The organism is Elioraea tepidiphila DSM 17972, assembly GCF_000378465.1.
Lineage (GTDB): Bacteria > Pseudomonadota > Alphaproteobacteria > Acetobacterales > Acetobacteraceae > Elioraea > Elioraea tepidiphila.
The window spans coordinates 33,471-47,508 of sequence record NZ_KB899923.1 but is presented as its reverse complement, the minus strand read 5'-3'; the positions used below and the strand labels follow the sequence as shown (position 1 = coordinate 47,508).

Genomic DNA, 14,038 nt, shown 5'->3' with positions numbered 1-14,038 from the left:
CTCAGCGCCCGAGTGTGGCACGCACGGCGGCGGCGATGCGCTCGGGGTCGGGCAGCAGCGCCTTCTCGAGCGGCGGCGAATACGGGATCGCGACATCCGGCACGGTCACGCGCTTCGGCGCGGCCTTGAGCGCGTCCCAGGCCGCTTCCGTCACCACGGCGGCGATGTGACTCGCAGCGCTGCACACGTCGCGCGCCTCGTCCACGACGACGAGCCGCCCGGTGCGCCGCACGCTCGCCACGATCGTCGCCTCATCGAGCGGCATCAGCGTGCGCGGGTCGATCACCTCGGCCTCGATCCCTTCGCCAGCGAGGGTCTCGGCCGCGCGCATGGCCGGGCGCACCATCGCACCGATCGCGACCAGCGTGACGTCCTTGCCGGCCCGCTTCACCTCGGCCACGCCGAGCGGGATCGTGTACTCCTCGTCCGGAACGTCCCCCGCCTCGCCGCCGCGGCCCGCCGCCTGGAGGAAGATCACCGGATTGTCGTCACGGATCGCGCTCTTGAGCAGCCCCTTGGCATCGGCGGGCGAGGCCGGCAGCACCACCTTGATGCCGCCCAGGTTCATGAACATCGGATGCATCGCGTCCGAATGCTGCGCGGCCGAGGAGCGGCCGGCGCCGAATACGCCCATGTAGACGACGGGAACCTTGATCTGCCCGCCGGTCATGTAGCGCAGCTTCGCAGCCTGGTTCGCGATCGCGTCCATGCCGGTGTAGAGGAAGTTGCCGTACATCATGTGGCAGATCGGGCGGTAGCCGGCCGCCGCGGCGCCGACGGCCATGCCTGTCATCACGGTCTCGCAGATCGGCGTGTTGCGTACCCGGTCCGGCCCGAACGTTGCCCGCAGGCCGCGCGTATCGCCCATGACACTGATCTCGACATCCTCGCCGAACAGGATGACGCGCGGATCGCGCGCCATCTCCTCGGCGAGCGCCTCGTTGATCGCCTGGATCATCCGCCGCCGTGCCATCGCGCGCTCCTTCAGGCGAACATGAACTGGCGCGCCTGGTCGGGCGCGGGATAGGGACTGTCGGTCGCGTAGGCGACCGCCTCGGCGACGGCGGCGGCGATCTCCGCCTCGATCGCCTCGCGCGCGGACGCCGGCGCGAGCGCGTGCTCGTCCATGTAGGCGGCGAGTCGCGCGATCGGATCGCGCGCAGCCCACGCAGCCACCTCCTCGTCGGCGCGGTAACGCTCCTGAATGAACGAACCCTCGCTCTCGACATGGCCGCGCAGCCGGTAGGTGCGGCATTCGATCAGGCTCGGTCCCTCGCCCGCGCGCGCACGGCGCACCGCGGCGTTCGCCGCCTGCCAGACGGCGATCACGTCGTTGCCGTCCACCGCCGCGGACGGCACGCCGAACGGTTTGGCGCGATCGGCGATCGCACCGACCGTCACGGTCTCGGTCGGCGAGAACTCGGAGAAGCCGTTGTTCTCGCAGATCAGCAGCAGCGGCAGCTTCCACAGGGCCGAGACGTTGAGCGCCTCCATCAGCACGCCCTGGTTGGCCGCGCCATCGCCGAAGAACACGACGGAAACCGCGCCCTTGCGGTCGAGCTGCGCGGCGAGTGCGGCGCCGACCGCAAGCCCGATGCCGCCGCCGACGATGCCGTTCGCACCGAGGATCCCCTTCGAGAAATCGGCCACATGCATCGATCCGCCCATGCCGCGGCACACCCCGCCCGCGCGGCCGTAGACCTCGGCGACCAGCAGCTTCGGATCGCCACCCTTGGCGAGGAAATGCCCATGCCCGCGATGCGTGGAGGCGATCCAGTCGGCATCGGCCAGATGCGCACACACGCCGGTCGCCACCGCCTCCTCGCCGATATAGAGATGCACCGGCCCCGGCAGGTCGCCCCGCTTGAAGTCCTCGCCGAGCCGCTCCTCGACACGCCGGATCAGCAGCATGCGGCGATAGAGGCCGAGCAGGTCGTCGGCGGAGAGATTGACCTCGGACGGCGTGCGCATGGGGGCTGCGGTTCCTCCTCGATGTCCGACGGACTGGCGCCGTCCTTGACGCCCATGCACGCGCGGGCGATTGCGGGTGTCAAGGCGGAGCGCAGGGCGTTCCGCCAACACTGCGATCACCGACGCGCCATGAGCCCGCTCCCGGAACCGATCGACCGACCGTCGCCGAACCACGATGCACGTCCCGACGGCGTGCCGATCGACATGCTGGTGCTGCACTACACGGGGATGAAGAGCGGCACGGAAGCCATCGAACGGCTGTGCGATCCGGCGGCCAAGGTCTCGTCGCACTACGTCGTCGAGGAGGATGGGCGGATCTTCGCGCTCGTTCCCGAGACGCGACGCGCCTGGCACGCCGGCGTGTCCTGGTGGCGCGGCCATGTCGGGCTGAACGACCGCTCGATCGGCATCGAGATCGTCAATCCGGGGCACGAGTGGGGCTATCGCGGCTTCTCCGAGGCGCAGGTCGCCGCGGTGATCGCGCTCTGCCGCACCATCCTTGCGCGGCATCCGATCCCGCCGCGCAACGTGGTCGCGCACAGCGACATCGCCCCCAGCCGCAAGCAGGACCCGGGCGAGCTGTTCCCCTGGGCGCGGCTCGCCGCTGCGGGGATCGGGCTCTGGCCGGGCGAGGCGCCGGCGGCGGTCGACGAGGTGCCGCCGATCGCGCCGGGCGAGGAGGGTGACGGCGTGCGCGCGCTCCGGGCCACGCTGCGGCGGATCGGCTACCAGCTCGCTCCCGTCGGCCCCGCCGACGCCGCGTTCGCGACGGTGGTCACGGCCTTCCAGCGCCACTGGGCGCCGCACCGCGCCGACGGGGTGGCGGACGGGCGAACGCGATGGGCGGCGGGTCGCGTGGCTGCCATGGCGGAAGGGCGCATCCGCGGGCCTTGACCCCGCACCCCTCCCCGTCACACATCCGCAACCGGGTCAGGCGGCCGGACGGCCGCGCCCTCCACCGCCGAAAGGCCGGGGGGTGAGGAAAGTCCGGGCTCCACGGGAACACGGTGCCGGGTAACGCCCGGCGGGGGCGACCCCAGGGACAGTGCCACAGAGAACAGACCGCCGGCGCGCCGCGAGGCCCGTCGGCAAGGGTGAAACGGTGCGGCAAGAGCGCACCGCGGCCCCGGCAACGGGGACGGCACGGCAAACCCCACCGGGAGCAAGACCGAATAGGGGCGGGCGGCGGCGACCCCAAAGGCCGGCCGCAGGCGCGTTCCCGCGCATCCCGCCCGGGTGGGTCGCGCGAGGCGTCCGGCAACGGGCGTCCCAGACGAATGGCCGTCCAGGGGTGGCGACACCCCGGACAGAACCCGGCTTACAGGCCGCCTGACCCCGTTCCTCCGCCGCTGGAGATCGAGAACAAATCGTGAATACTTGGCGGATCGCCCGCTTCGTCCCATGCCCGACGCGCGAGGACCGTAAACCCCCTGTTCATCATTGCCCGCGGCCAAGACAAACCCCGGAAATCCCAAGACAATCCGGCTTGTTTCCGTTGACGCCCATGATTGACCATGATATCCCATTTCTGACCATGGCGCGGCGGCGTCGTGGCCCGCCGTTCCCGCCGCCCCACGGCCCCGGAACGCGCATGCGGGGCGGTCCCGTCCCGCCGGGCATGGAGGAAAGGGCTGCACGGACCGGATGGGCCAGTTCCTGGGCACCCATGCGAACAGGCTGGACAGCAAGGGCCGGGTCTCGGTTCCAGCGGCGTTCCGCACGACTCTCGCCCGCCTCGACACGACCGAACTGGTGCTCCGCCCGAGCCACAAATGGCCCTGCATCGAGGCCTGGCCCGAGCCCGCGTTCCGCGAGTTCGCGGGCCGGCTCGACCAGTTCGACGCCTTCTCCGACGAGCACGACGATCTGGCCATCGCTCTCTTCGCCGACGCCCAGGCCGCCACTCCGGATGCCGAGGGGCGGATCGTGCTGAACGAGCGGCTCGCCGAATACGCCGGGCTGCAAGCAGGCAAGCCGGTCGCCTTCGTCGGCTTCGGCAGGATCTTCCTGATCTGGGAGCCGGGGCTCGCCCAGCAGCACCTGCCCCAGTCGGTGGCGCGGGCGCGCGAGCGCGGCCTGACCGTGCCGCGGGGTGCGCGCCCATGACCGCCTCCGGCCATGTGCCCGTCATGCTGCGCGAGGTGCTCGACCTGCTCGCCCCGCGCGCGGGCGGCCTCTATCTCGACGCCACCTTCGGCGGCGGGGGCTACACCGCCGCGATCCTCGACGCGGCCGACTGCACCGTGTTCGCGATCGACCGCGATCCGGACGCGATCGCCCGCGGCGCCGCGCTCGCCGCCCGCCATCCCGGCCGGCTGCACCTGATCGAGGGGCGGTTCGGCGACATGGTCGACCTGCTCGCCGCGCGCGGCGTGAGCGCCCTCGACGGGGTCGCCTTCGATCTCGGCGTCTCCTCCTTCCAGCTCGACGAGGCCGCGCGCGGCTTCTCGTTCCGCGCCGAGGGTCCGCTCGACATGCGCATGGGCCGCAGCGGCGCGAGCGCGGCCGATCTGGTCAACACCCTCGACGAACGCGCCCTCGCCGACCTGATCCATCGCTTCGGCGAGGAGCGCCACGCGCGCCGCGTCGCCCGCGCCATCGTGCGCGCCCGCGCCGAGGCGCCGATCGCCACCACCTCGCGCCTCGCCGCGATCGTGCGCGCGGCCGTCCCGCGCGCCGCGGACGGCATCGATCCGGCGACGCGCAGCTTCCAGGCCTTGCGAATCTGCGTGAACGAGGAGCTTGATGAGCTGGCACGGGGGCTCGCGGCGGCGATCGGGCTCCTCTCCCCGGGCGGGCGGATCGTCGCAGTCTCGTTCCACTCGCTCGAGGACCGGATCGTCAAGCACGCTTTCGCCGAGGCCGCCGGCCGCGCGCCCGGCGCCTCGCGCCATCACCCCGCCGCTCTCGCCGCCCGGCCTGTCCCGCGCCTGCGCCTGCTGACACCGAAGCCGCTGATGCCCGGCGCGGACGAGGCCGCGGCCAACCCGCGCGCGCGCAGCGCGCGGCTGCGCGCCGCCGAGCGGCTCGCCGCGGTGGCCGCATGATCCGCGCCTCCACCCTCGTCTGGGCCGGGCTCGTCGTGCTGGCGGGGCTGTTCCTCTACCAGGTGAAGCACGACGTGCAGGCGCTGGAGGAGGAGCTCGCCGGGGTGAACCGGCGCATCCTCGCCACCCAGGACCGCATCCACGTGCTGCGCGCGGAATGGTCGCTGCTGAACGAACCGGCGCGGATCGGCGATCTCGCGCAGCGGCACCTCGCGCTCGCGCCGATGCGGCCCGACCAGTTCGCCCGCCCCGCCGACATCGCCGCGCGCGTCGCGCTGCATCGGCCAGCGCCAGTGGAGCCGCCGGCAACGGAACCGCGCGAACCGGGTGCCGTTGCGATCGCCGCCGCCGGCACGCCGACGCTGCCGCTGCCGCCGCCCTTCCCGGCCGAGCCGCCACGCGAGATCGCGCGCCCGGTCCCGGCCGCACCCGCCGCCCCGGCCCGCGAGACGCCGCCGCCGGCACCCGCGCGCCGCGAGATCGCGGCCCGCCCGGTCGCCCAGCCGGAGGCCGATCGCCCGGCGCCCGCGCGCGACCGCCCGCCCCCGGCCGTGCCGGCCGTACCCCGGCCCGCACTCGCCGAAGCGCCCGCGCCAGTGCGCACGGCCGCGCTGCCGCCGCGTCCGGAGCCTGCCGCGCCGCCGGCCGCGGTCTCCGCGCTCGGCGCGCCCTCCGCCGCCCTGCCGCCGCCGGTGCCGCGCGCGGCCGGAGGTCCGCGATGACCGCCGGCGCCCCCCCGCCGGTCCCGCCCCCGCCGGTGCTTGTTCCGCCGCGGCACGTGCCGGTCGTCAGCACCTCGGACGGGCGGCGGCGCAGCCAGCTCGACACTGCGCGCGCCCGCCTCGCGGTCGGCGCCGGCGCGTTCGGGCTGATGTTCCTCGCTCTCGCCGCGCGCGTGGTCGATGTCAGCCTGCTCGCCGAGGGTCAGCCGCGCGTCCCCACCACCCCGCAGGCCGTGATCGCCGCCGAGCCGCGCGTGGAGCGCGCCTCGATCGTCGATCGCAACGGCGTGCTCTTGGCCGCGAGCCTGCCCACCGCCGCGCTCTACGCCAATCCGCGCGAGATCGCCGATCCCTGGGAGGCGGCGCGCAAGCTCGCCACCGCGCTGCCCGACATCGACCCGGCCCTGCTCGCCCCGCGCCTCGAGGGTGACCGCCAGTTCGTCTATATCCGCCGGCACCTCACCCCGCGCGAGCAGGATGCGGTGAACCGGCTCGGCATTCCGGGCGTGCACTTCCAGCGCGCCGAGCGCCGCGTCTATCCGCAGGGTCATGCGGCCGTGCATGTGCTCGGCGGCACGGATGTGGACGGCCATGGCATCGCCGGCGTCGAGCGGCAGTTCGACGCGCGGCTGCGCCAGGGCGTCGGCGAGCCGCTTCGGCTCTCGCTCGACATCCGCGTGCAGCACGTGCTGCGCGAGGCGCTCGGCCGCGCGATCACGCGGTTCGAGGCGATCGGTGGCGCCGCGGTGGTGATGGACGTCAACACGGGCGAGGTGCTGGCCATGGTCAGCCTGCCCGACCATGACCCGGCCGAGATCGCGACCGCACCGGCCGAGGCGCGCTTCAACCGCATCACCGTCGGCGTCTACGAGCCGGGCTCGACCTTCAAGCTGCTCTCCACCGGCATGGCGCTCGATCTCGGCACCACGCGGATCACCGGCGGCTACGACGCCTCGCGGCCGATCACCTATGGCCGCTTCACGATCAGCGACTTCCGCGGCAAGAACCGCTGGCTGACGGTGCCGGAGATCTTCGCCTACTCCTCGAACATCGGCACCGCGCGCATGGTGCTGGAGGTCGGCGTGCCGCGGCACCGCGCCTTCCTCGAGAAGCTCGGCATGACGCGGCGCCTGCCGATCGAACTGCCCGAGACCGCGCTGCCGCTCGCGCCCAGCGCGCGCAACTGGCGCGAGATCAACACGCTGACCATCGCCTATGGCCACGGCATCTCGGTGACGCCGCTGCACGTCGCGACCGCCACCGCGGCGATGGTCAATGGCGGGGTGCTCCATCCGCCGACGCTGCTCGCGCGCGATCCGGACGATCCGCCGCCGCTCGGCGAACGCGTGATCCGTGCCGACACCTCGGCGACGCTGCGCCGGCTGATGCGCCTGACCGTCACGCATGGCAGCGGCAAGGGCGCGGACGTGCCCGGTTATTTCGTCGGCGGCAAGACCGGCACGGCGCAGAAGGTCGGCAGCCATGGCCGCTATCTGCGCGATGCGCGCATCTCCTCCTTCACCGGCATCTTCCCCGCGCACGCGCCGCGCTACGTCGTCTATCTGATGATCGACGAGCCGAAGCCGCAGCGCGACACGCACGGCTTCGCCACCGGCGGCTGGGTGGCGGCCCCGGCGGCCAAGGAGGTGATCGAGCGGATCGGCCCGCTGCTCGGCCTGGTGCCGGAGCCCGAGACCGACGCGATCCGCTCGGCGCTGGCGATCACCCTGCCGGGCCAGGCCCCGCCCCGTCCCGCCGCCGCGCCGACCGGCCAGCGCCAGGCGGCGCTGCCCGGCTCGGAGCGCCGCGTTGCGGCTCAGTGAGCTCATGCACGGCGTGATCGCCCCGGCGCGGCTCGGCGAGGAGACGCTCGATCTCGCGCGCCTCGCCGCCTTCGCGGTGACCGGCCTCACCGCCGACAGCCGCGCGGTGCGCCCCGGGGATCTGTTCGCCGCCCTGCCCGGCAGGCGCGCCGACGGCAGGCAGTTCATCGCCGAGGCGGTGGCGCGCGGCGCCGCCGCCGTGCTCGCCCCCGACGGCACGGTCTGGCCGCCCGGCGTGCCGCCGCGGCCGCTGATCACGGATGCCGATCCGCGCCGGCGCCTCGCGCTGATGGCGGCCGTGTTCCACGCCGTGCAGCCCGCGACGATCGCCGCCGTCACCGGCACCAACGGCAAGACCTCGACGGTCGATTTCCTGCGCCAGATCTGGGCCGGGCTGCACCAGGGCCGTGCCGCCTCGCTCGGCACGCTCGGCGTCATCGCGCCCGGGATAAGGCCCGGCGGCGGGCTGACCACGCCCGATCCGGTGGCGCTGCACGCGACGCTGGCCGAACTCGCGCGGGCCGGCATCGCGCACGCCGCCATGGAGGCCTCGTCGCACGGTCTGGAGCAGCGGCGGCTCGACGGCGTCCGTCTCGCGGCCGCGGCCTTCACCACCTTCACGCGCGACCATCTCGACTACCACGGCACCATGGCGGCCTATCTCGCGGCCAAGCTCAGGCTGTTCGAGGCGCTGCTGCCGGAGGGCGCGCCCGCGGTCGCGCACACCGCCCTGCCGGAGGAGGCGCTGGCGGCCCTGCGCGTCGTGGCGGAGCGGCGCCGTCTGCCCCTGCTGACGGTCGGCCCCGGCGGCGGGTTCATCGAGGTGATCGGCGCCGAACCGCGCACCGACGGCACCGCGATCACGCTGCGTCACGCCGGGCGCGCGCACGCGCTCGCTCTGCCGCTGGTCGGATTCCAGGCCGACAACGCACTGACCGCGGCCGCGCTCGCGATCGCCACCGGCGCGCCTGCCGAGGATGTTCTCGCATGGCTGCCGCGCCTCGTCGGCGTGCGCGGCCGCGTCGAGCGCGTCGCGGTGCTGCCGAACGGCGCGGCCGTCTATGTCGACTACGCGCACACGCCGGACGCGATCGCGACCGTGCTGCGCGCGCTGCGCCCGCATGCGACGGGGCGCATCACCATCGTGTTCGGCGCGGGCGGCGATCGCGATCCGGGCAAGCGCGCGCCGATGGGCGCGGCGGCGGCGGCGGCCGATCGCGCGATCGTCACCGACGACAACCCGCGCAGCGAGGATCCGGCGGCGATCCGCGCCGCCGTGCGCGCCGGCTGCCCGGGCGCCGAGGAGATCGGCGACCGCCGCGCCGCGATCGCCGCGGCAATCGCAGGGCTTGGCGCCGGCGATCTCGCCGTGATCGCCGGCAAGGGCCACGAGCAGGGCCAGATCGTCGGCGATCGCGTGATTCCCTTCGACGACGCCACCGTCGCGCGCGAGGAAGTCGCGCGGATCGCGCGATGAGCGCGCTCTGGACATCGGCCGAGATCGCCGCGGCCACCGGCGGCAAGGCACTTGCGCCGTTCAGCGCGAGCGGTGTCGCGATCGACACGCGCAGCCTGGAACCGGGCGACCTGTTCATCGCCCTGAAGGGCGAGCGGCGCGATGGCCACGCCTTCGTCGCCGAGGCGCTGCGCAAGGGCGCGGCCGGCGCAGTCGTCTCGCGCATGCCGGACGAGCGCCCGGACAACCCGACCCTGGTGATGGTCGCCGATACCGCCGAGGCGCTGAACAGTCTCGGCCGCGCCGGACGGGTCCGCGCGGCCGCGCAGGTCATCGCTGTGACGGGCAGCGTCGGCAAGACCGGCACCAAGGAGGCGCTGCGCCACGTGCTGTCCGCGCAGGGTCCGACCCACGCCGCGGCCGCCAGCCACAACAACCAGATCGGCGTGCCGCTGACCTTCGCGCGCCTGCCGCGCGATGCCGCCTGGTGCGTGGCCGAGATCGGCATGAATCACCCGGGCGAGATCGCCCCGCTCGCGCGCCTCGCCGCGCCGCATGTGGCCGTCATCACCACTGTCGAGCCGGTGCACATCGAGTTCTTCGAGTCGGAAGAGGCGATCGCCGACGAGAAGGCGAGCATCATGGACGGGCTCGTCGCCGGCGGCGCGGCGGTGCTGAACCGCGACAACCGACACTTCGCACGCCTCAAGGCCGCCGCCGAGGCGCGCGACATCGCGCGCGTCATCACCTTCGGCACGGACCCGCTCGCCGATGTCCGGCTTCTCTCCTGGCGCGCCGAGGGGTTCGGCGGTCTCGTCCGCGCCGGCCTGCTCGGCCAGGAGATCGAGTTCCGCCTGGCACTCCCCGGCCGCCACGCCGCGCTGAACGCGATGGGTGTGCTGGCCGCCGTGTTCGCCGCCGGCGCCGACCCGTTCGCGGCGGCCTCGGCGCTCGCGGAGCTGACCCCGGGCGCGGGGCGCGGCCAGCGTTTGCCGATCCGCGTTACGGGCGGCGAGGCGATCCTGCTCGACGATTCCTACAACGCCTCGCCGCCGTCGATGCGCGCCGCCTTCGCCGTGCTGCGCGATGCGCTCGCGGCGCGGCGCGTCGCCGTGCTCGGCGACATGCTCGAACTCGGTGCGCGCGCGCAGGCGGAGCATCGTGCGCTCGCCGAGCCGATCGTCGCCGCGCGCATCGATGTCGTGTTCTGCTGCGGGCCGCTGATGCGCCACCTCTACGAGGCGCTGCCGATGAGCCTGCGCGGCGCGCACGCCCCGGACAGCGAGGCGCTGCTGGCGTTCCTCAAGCCCTCGCTCCGGCCGGGCGATCTCGTGCTGGTGAAGGGCTCGCTCGGCAGCCGCATGGGCTTGATCGTCCGCGGCCTTGCCGGCGCGACACGGTGACCGGTCATGCTGTTCGTCGCGCTCGCCCCGCTCGCCGAGGAGTTCATCCTCTTCAACCTGTTCCGCTACCTGACCTTCCGGTCGGGGGCGGCGTGCATGACCGCGCTGTTCCTCTCCTTCGCGCTCGGCGGGCCGGTGATCCGCCGCCTGCGCCAGATCCAGGCCGAGGGCCAGCCGATGCGCGAGCAGTACATGACCGAGGCGCATCTGCTCGGCAAACGCGGCACGCCGACGATGGGGGGCGTGCTGATCCTGATCGCGCTCCTGGTCTCGACACTGCTCTGGGTCGATGTGCGCAACGGCTATGTCTGGGCCGTCCTGGTCGTCACCGTGGGCTACGGGCTGCTCGGTTTCGCCGACGACTTCCTGAAGGTGACCAAGCGCAACACCAAGGGTGTGCCGGCCTGGGCGAAGCTCGCCGTGCAGGGCGGGCTCGGCGCGCTGGCGGCCGTCTGGATCATGTGGATCGCGCGCCCGCCGCTCGAGGCCGCGCTCGCCGTGCCGTTCTTCAAGGACGTGCTGATCCAGCTCGGCTGGTTCTTCGTCCCCTTCGGCGCGGTGGTGATGATCGGCACCTCGAACGCGGTGAACCTGACCGATGGGCTCGACGGGCTGGCGATCGTGCCGGTGATGATCGCGGCGGCCGTGTTCGCGCTGATCGCCTATCTCACCGGCAACGCGGTGTTCGCGAACTATCTCCAGCTGCATTTCGTGCCCGGCGCGGGCGAGCTCGCCGTGGTCTGCGCCGCGCTGATCGGCGCGGGCATGGGGTTCCTCTGGTTCAACGCGCCGCCGGCGATGGTGTTCATGGGCGACACCGGCAGCCTCGCGCTCGGCGGCGCGCTCGGCTCGATCGCGGTCGCGACCAAGCACGAGATCGTCCTGATGATCGTCGGCGGGCTGTTCGTGCTCGAAACGGCGTCGGTGATCGTGCAGGTCGTCTCGTACAAGCTGACCGGCAAGCGCGTGTTCCGGATGGCGCCGCTGCACCACCACTTCGAGAAGAAGGGCTGGGCGGAATCGACCATCGTCATCCGGTTCTGGATCATCGCGATGATCCTGGCGCTGGTCGGCCTCTCCACCCTGAAGCTCAGGTGAGGGGATGGCGGGCGACGCTCCCTTCGCCGGCGAGACCGTGGCCGTGATGGGCCTCGGAAGGGCCGGGCTGCCCGGCGCGCAGGCGCTGATGCGGCTCGGCGCGCGCGTGCTCGCCTGGGACGACTCCGAGCCGGCCCGGCGCCAGGCGGCGGAGGCGGGCGTGCCGCTCGCCGATCTCGCCACGGCCGATTTCGCGGCGATCGATGCGCTGCTGCTCTCGCCCGGCATCCCGCACCGCCTGCCCGCGCCGCACCCGGTCGCGGCGCGCGCGCAGGCTGCCGGCACGCCCATCGTCTGCGACGCCGACCTGCTGTTCCGCGCCGTGCGTGCGACGGGCTCGGCCGCGCGTTTCGCCGGCGTGACGGGAACCAACGGCAAGAGCACGACCACGGCGCTCCTCGGCCACATCCTCGCGTGCGCCGGGCGGCCGCACGAGACGGGCGGAAACCTCGGCACCCCGGCGCTCGCCCTCAAGATCTTGGGGTCGGAGGGCGTCTACGCCCTCGAAATGTCGTCCTACATGTTGGAGCGAATCGCCCGTATCCGCTTCGATGCGGCCGCGATGCTCAACCTCTCGCCCGATCATCTCGACCGCCACGGCGACATGGCGGGCTATGCCGCGGCCAAGCGGCGCATCTTCGACCGTCAGGACCGCGCCTGCACGGCGGTGATCGGCATCGACGACGCGGTCGGACGGGCGATGGCGGACGAGCTCGCCGCCGGCCCGGCCGCGCTGATCCGGATCAGCGGGAGCACGGCCGTTCCGGGCGGGGTCTATGTCGAGAACGCGCGGCTGATCGACGCGCGCGGCGCCTTCCCGCAGCGCATCGCCAGCCTGGTGCGCCACCCCACCCTGCCGGGGTCGCACAACGCCCAGAACGCGGCCGCCGCCGCCGCCCTTGCCCTGGCACTCGGCATCCCGGCCGAGGATGTCGCCGCCGGCATCGCCTCCTTCCCCGGCCTGCCGCACCGGCAGGAGCGCGTGGGCGAGCGCGAGGGCGTCGTGTTCGTCAACGACAGCAAGGCCACGAACGCCGATGCGGCCGCGCGCGCGCTCGCCTGCTACCCGCGCGTGTTCTGGATCGCCGGCGGTCGCGCGAAGGAAGGGGGCATCGCCGCGCTTGCGCCGCTGTTCCCGCGCATTGCCCGCGCCTTCCTGATCGGCGAGTCGGCGCCCGCCTTCGCCGCCACGCTCGCCGCGCACGGGGTCGCGCACGAGATCGCTCTCACGCTCGACGAGGCCGTGCCGGCCGCCTTCGCCGCCGCGCGCGCCGAGGCGCCGTCCGTGGTGCTGCTCTCGCCGGCGGCGGCGAGCTTCGACCAGTTCGCCAATTTCGAGGCGCGTGGCGCGGCGTTCCGCGCGGCCGTCACGCGGCTCAAGCCGGAGCGCGCGGCATGATCGCGCTCGCGCGGGACGACGGTACGCGGCTCGGCCGGTGGTGGTTCACGGTCGATCGCTGGATGCTGGCGGCGCTGTTCGCGCTCGCCGGCATCGGCATGCTGCTGACGCTCGCGGCGAGTCCGGCGGTGGCGGAACGGATCGGGCTCGACATGTACGCCTTCGTCCGCCGCCAGCTCGTGTTCCTGCCGCTCGCCCTCGCGCTGCTGCTGGCGGTCAGCCTGCTCGGGCCCCGCGGCGTGCGCCGGGTCGCCTTCGTCGGTTTCATCATCGCGCTCGCGCTGACCGCGGCGGCCTCGGTGGTCGGGCCCGAGATCAAGGGCGCGCGGCGCTGGATCGCCCTGCCCGGCCTGTCGCTGCAACCCTCGGAGTTCCTCAAGCCCTGCTTCGCCGTGGTGGCGGGCTGGCTGTTCGCGGAAGGGATGCGCGGCACCCGCTTTCCCGGCGCGGCGATCGCCTGCCTGCTGCTCGGGCTCGTGCTCGCCGCGCTGAAGATGCAGCCGGATATCGGCATGGCGGCGGTGGTGCTGGCGGTGTTCCTCGCGCAGTGGTTCGTCGCCGGGCTGCGCACGATCTGGGTGGCGCTCTTGGGCGGGGTGGTCGCCGCTGTCGCTGTCTTCGCCTACATGCTGTTCCCGCACGTGCAGAGCCGCGTGCTGCGCTTCCTCGACCCCGCGGCCGGCGACAACTACCAGGTCGAACGCGCGCTCGAGGCCTTCGCCAATGGCGGGCTGACCGGGCGCGGTCCCGGCGAGGGACGTGTGAAGTCGGTGCTGCCGGACGCGCATGCCGATTTCGTGTTCGCGGTGGCGGGCGAGGAGTTCGGCCTGTTCGCCTGCCTGCTGATCGTCGCGCTGTTCGCGGTGGTGGTGCTGCGGGGACTGTTCCGCCTGATGGGCGAGACCGATCCCTTCGTGGTGATCGCCGGCACCGGTCTGGTCGCGCAGTTCGGGCTGCAGGCCTTCGTCAACATGGCCTCGACCGTGCACCTGATCCCGACCAAGGGCATGACGCTGCCGCTGATCTCCTATGGCGGATCGTCGGTGTTCGCGGTCGCGCTCGGCATGGGGATGCTGCTCGCGCTGACGCGTCGGCGCACGCGGGGCGAGGTCGCATGAG

At 73.3% G+C, this 14,038-nt stretch carries 12 protein-coding genes and 1 other RNA gene; 11 read left to right on the top strand and 2 right to left on the bottom strand.

Annotation, left to right across the window (positions count from 1 at the left end; all coding sequences use genetic code 11):
- Nucleotide 1: 1 nt before the first annotated feature.
- Together F563_RS0112065 and F563_RS0112060 are read right to left on the bottom strand one after the other, a co-directional pair.
- Nucleotides 2-973: an alpha-ketoacid dehydrogenase subunit beta gene (locus F563_RS0112065; protein ID WP_019014934.1), complete on the bottom strand. Its 972-nt coding sequence runs from the start codon at nt 971-973 to the stop codon at nt 2-4.
- A gap of 11 nt (nt 974-984) precedes the next feature.
- Nucleotides 985-1,971 (bottom strand): thiamine pyrophosphate-dependent dehydrogenase E1 component subunit alpha, encoded by a 987-nt coding sequence (locus tag F563_RS0112060; RefSeq protein WP_019014933.1) that lies wholly within the window; start codon nt 1,969-1,971, stop codon nt 985-987.
- Between the two features lie 129 nt (nt 1,972-2,100).
- On the opposite strand from F563_RS0112060, the gene F563_RS0112055 reads away from it, so the two are divergent.
- The 11 genes from F563_RS0112055 (at nt 2,101) to F563_RS0112010 (ending at nt 14,037) form a co-directional block, all read left to right on the top strand.
- Nucleotides 2,101-2,865: an N-acetylmuramoyl-L-alanine amidase gene (locus F563_RS0112055; RefSeq protein ID WP_019014932.1), complete on the top strand. Its 765-nt coding sequence runs from the start codon at nt 2,101-2,103 to the stop codon at nt 2,863-2,865.
- A gap of 36 nt (nt 2,866-2,901) precedes the next feature.
- Nucleotides 2,902-3,308, top strand: an RNA gene (gene rnpB / locus F563_RS23995) — RNase P RNA component class A.
- Between the two features lie 307 nt (nt 3,309-3,615).
- Entirely contained in the window at nt 3,616-4,077 is a 462-nt protein-coding gene (gene mraZ / locus F563_RS0112050) for a division/cell wall cluster transcriptional repressor MraZ (RefSeq protein ID WP_019014931.1), read from the top strand.
- A complete protein-coding gene (rsmH, locus tag F563_RS0112045) occupies nt 4,074-5,018 on the top strand; it encodes a 16S rRNA (cytosine(1402)-N(4))-methyltransferase RsmH (RefSeq protein ID WP_019014930.1) in 945 nt (314 codons plus the stop codon). The genes mraZ and rsmH overlap by 4 nt, the downstream gene beginning before the upstream one ends.
- Nucleotides 5,015-5,740 carry a cell division protein FtsL gene (ftsL, locus tag F563_RS23985; RefSeq protein ID WP_019014929.1) on the top strand — a complete coding sequence of 242 codons (726 nt, stop codon included), beginning with the start codon at nt 5,015-5,017 and terminating at the stop codon, nt 5,738-5,740. The genes rsmH and ftsL overlap by 4 nt, the downstream gene beginning before the upstream one ends.
- Nucleotides 5,737-7,563 carry a peptidoglycan D,D-transpeptidase FtsI family protein gene (locus tag F563_RS0112035; RefSeq protein WP_019014928.1) on the top strand — a complete coding sequence of 609 codons (1,827 nt, stop codon included), beginning with the start codon at nt 5,737-5,739 and terminating at the stop codon, nt 7,561-7,563. Before ftsL ends, F563_RS0112035 begins: the two co-directional genes overlap by 4 nt.
- A gap of 4 nt (nt 7,564-7,567) precedes the next feature.
- Nucleotides 7,568-9,040, top strand: a complete 1,473-nt coding sequence (locus F563_RS0112030; protein WP_019014927.1) for a UDP-N-acetylmuramoyl-L-alanyl-D-glutamate--2,6-diaminopimelate ligase — start codon at nt 7,568-7,570, stop codon at nt 9,038-9,040.
- Nucleotides 9,037-10,422, top strand: a complete 1,386-nt coding sequence (locus tag F563_RS0112025; protein WP_019014926.1) for a UDP-N-acetylmuramoylalanyl-D-glutamyl-2,6-diaminopimelate--D-alanyl-D-alanine ligase — start codon at nt 9,037-9,039, stop codon at nt 10,420-10,422. Before F563_RS0112030 ends, F563_RS0112025 begins: the two co-directional genes overlap by 4 nt.
- Nucleotides 10,423-10,428: 6 nt before the next feature.
- Nucleotides 10,429-11,520 carry a phospho-N-acetylmuramoyl-pentapeptide-transferase gene (gene mraY / locus F563_RS0112020; RefSeq protein WP_019014925.1) on the top strand — a complete coding sequence of 364 codons (1,092 nt, stop codon included), beginning with the start codon at nt 10,429-10,431 and terminating at the stop codon, nt 11,518-11,520.
- Between the two features lie 4 nt (nt 11,521-11,524).
- Nucleotides 11,525-12,919, top strand: a complete 1,395-nt coding sequence (murD, locus tag F563_RS0112015) for a UDP-N-acetylmuramoyl-L-alanine--D-glutamate ligase (protein WP_019014924.1) — start codon at nt 11,525-11,527, stop codon at nt 12,917-12,919.
- Nucleotides 12,916-14,037, top strand: a complete 1,122-nt coding sequence (locus tag F563_RS0112010) for an FtsW/RodA/SpoVE family cell cycle protein (RefSeq protein ID WP_019014923.1) — start codon at nt 12,916-12,918, stop codon at nt 14,035-14,037. The genes murD and F563_RS0112010 overlap by 4 nt, the downstream gene beginning before the upstream one ends.
- Nucleotide 14,038: the final 1 nt, after the last annotated feature.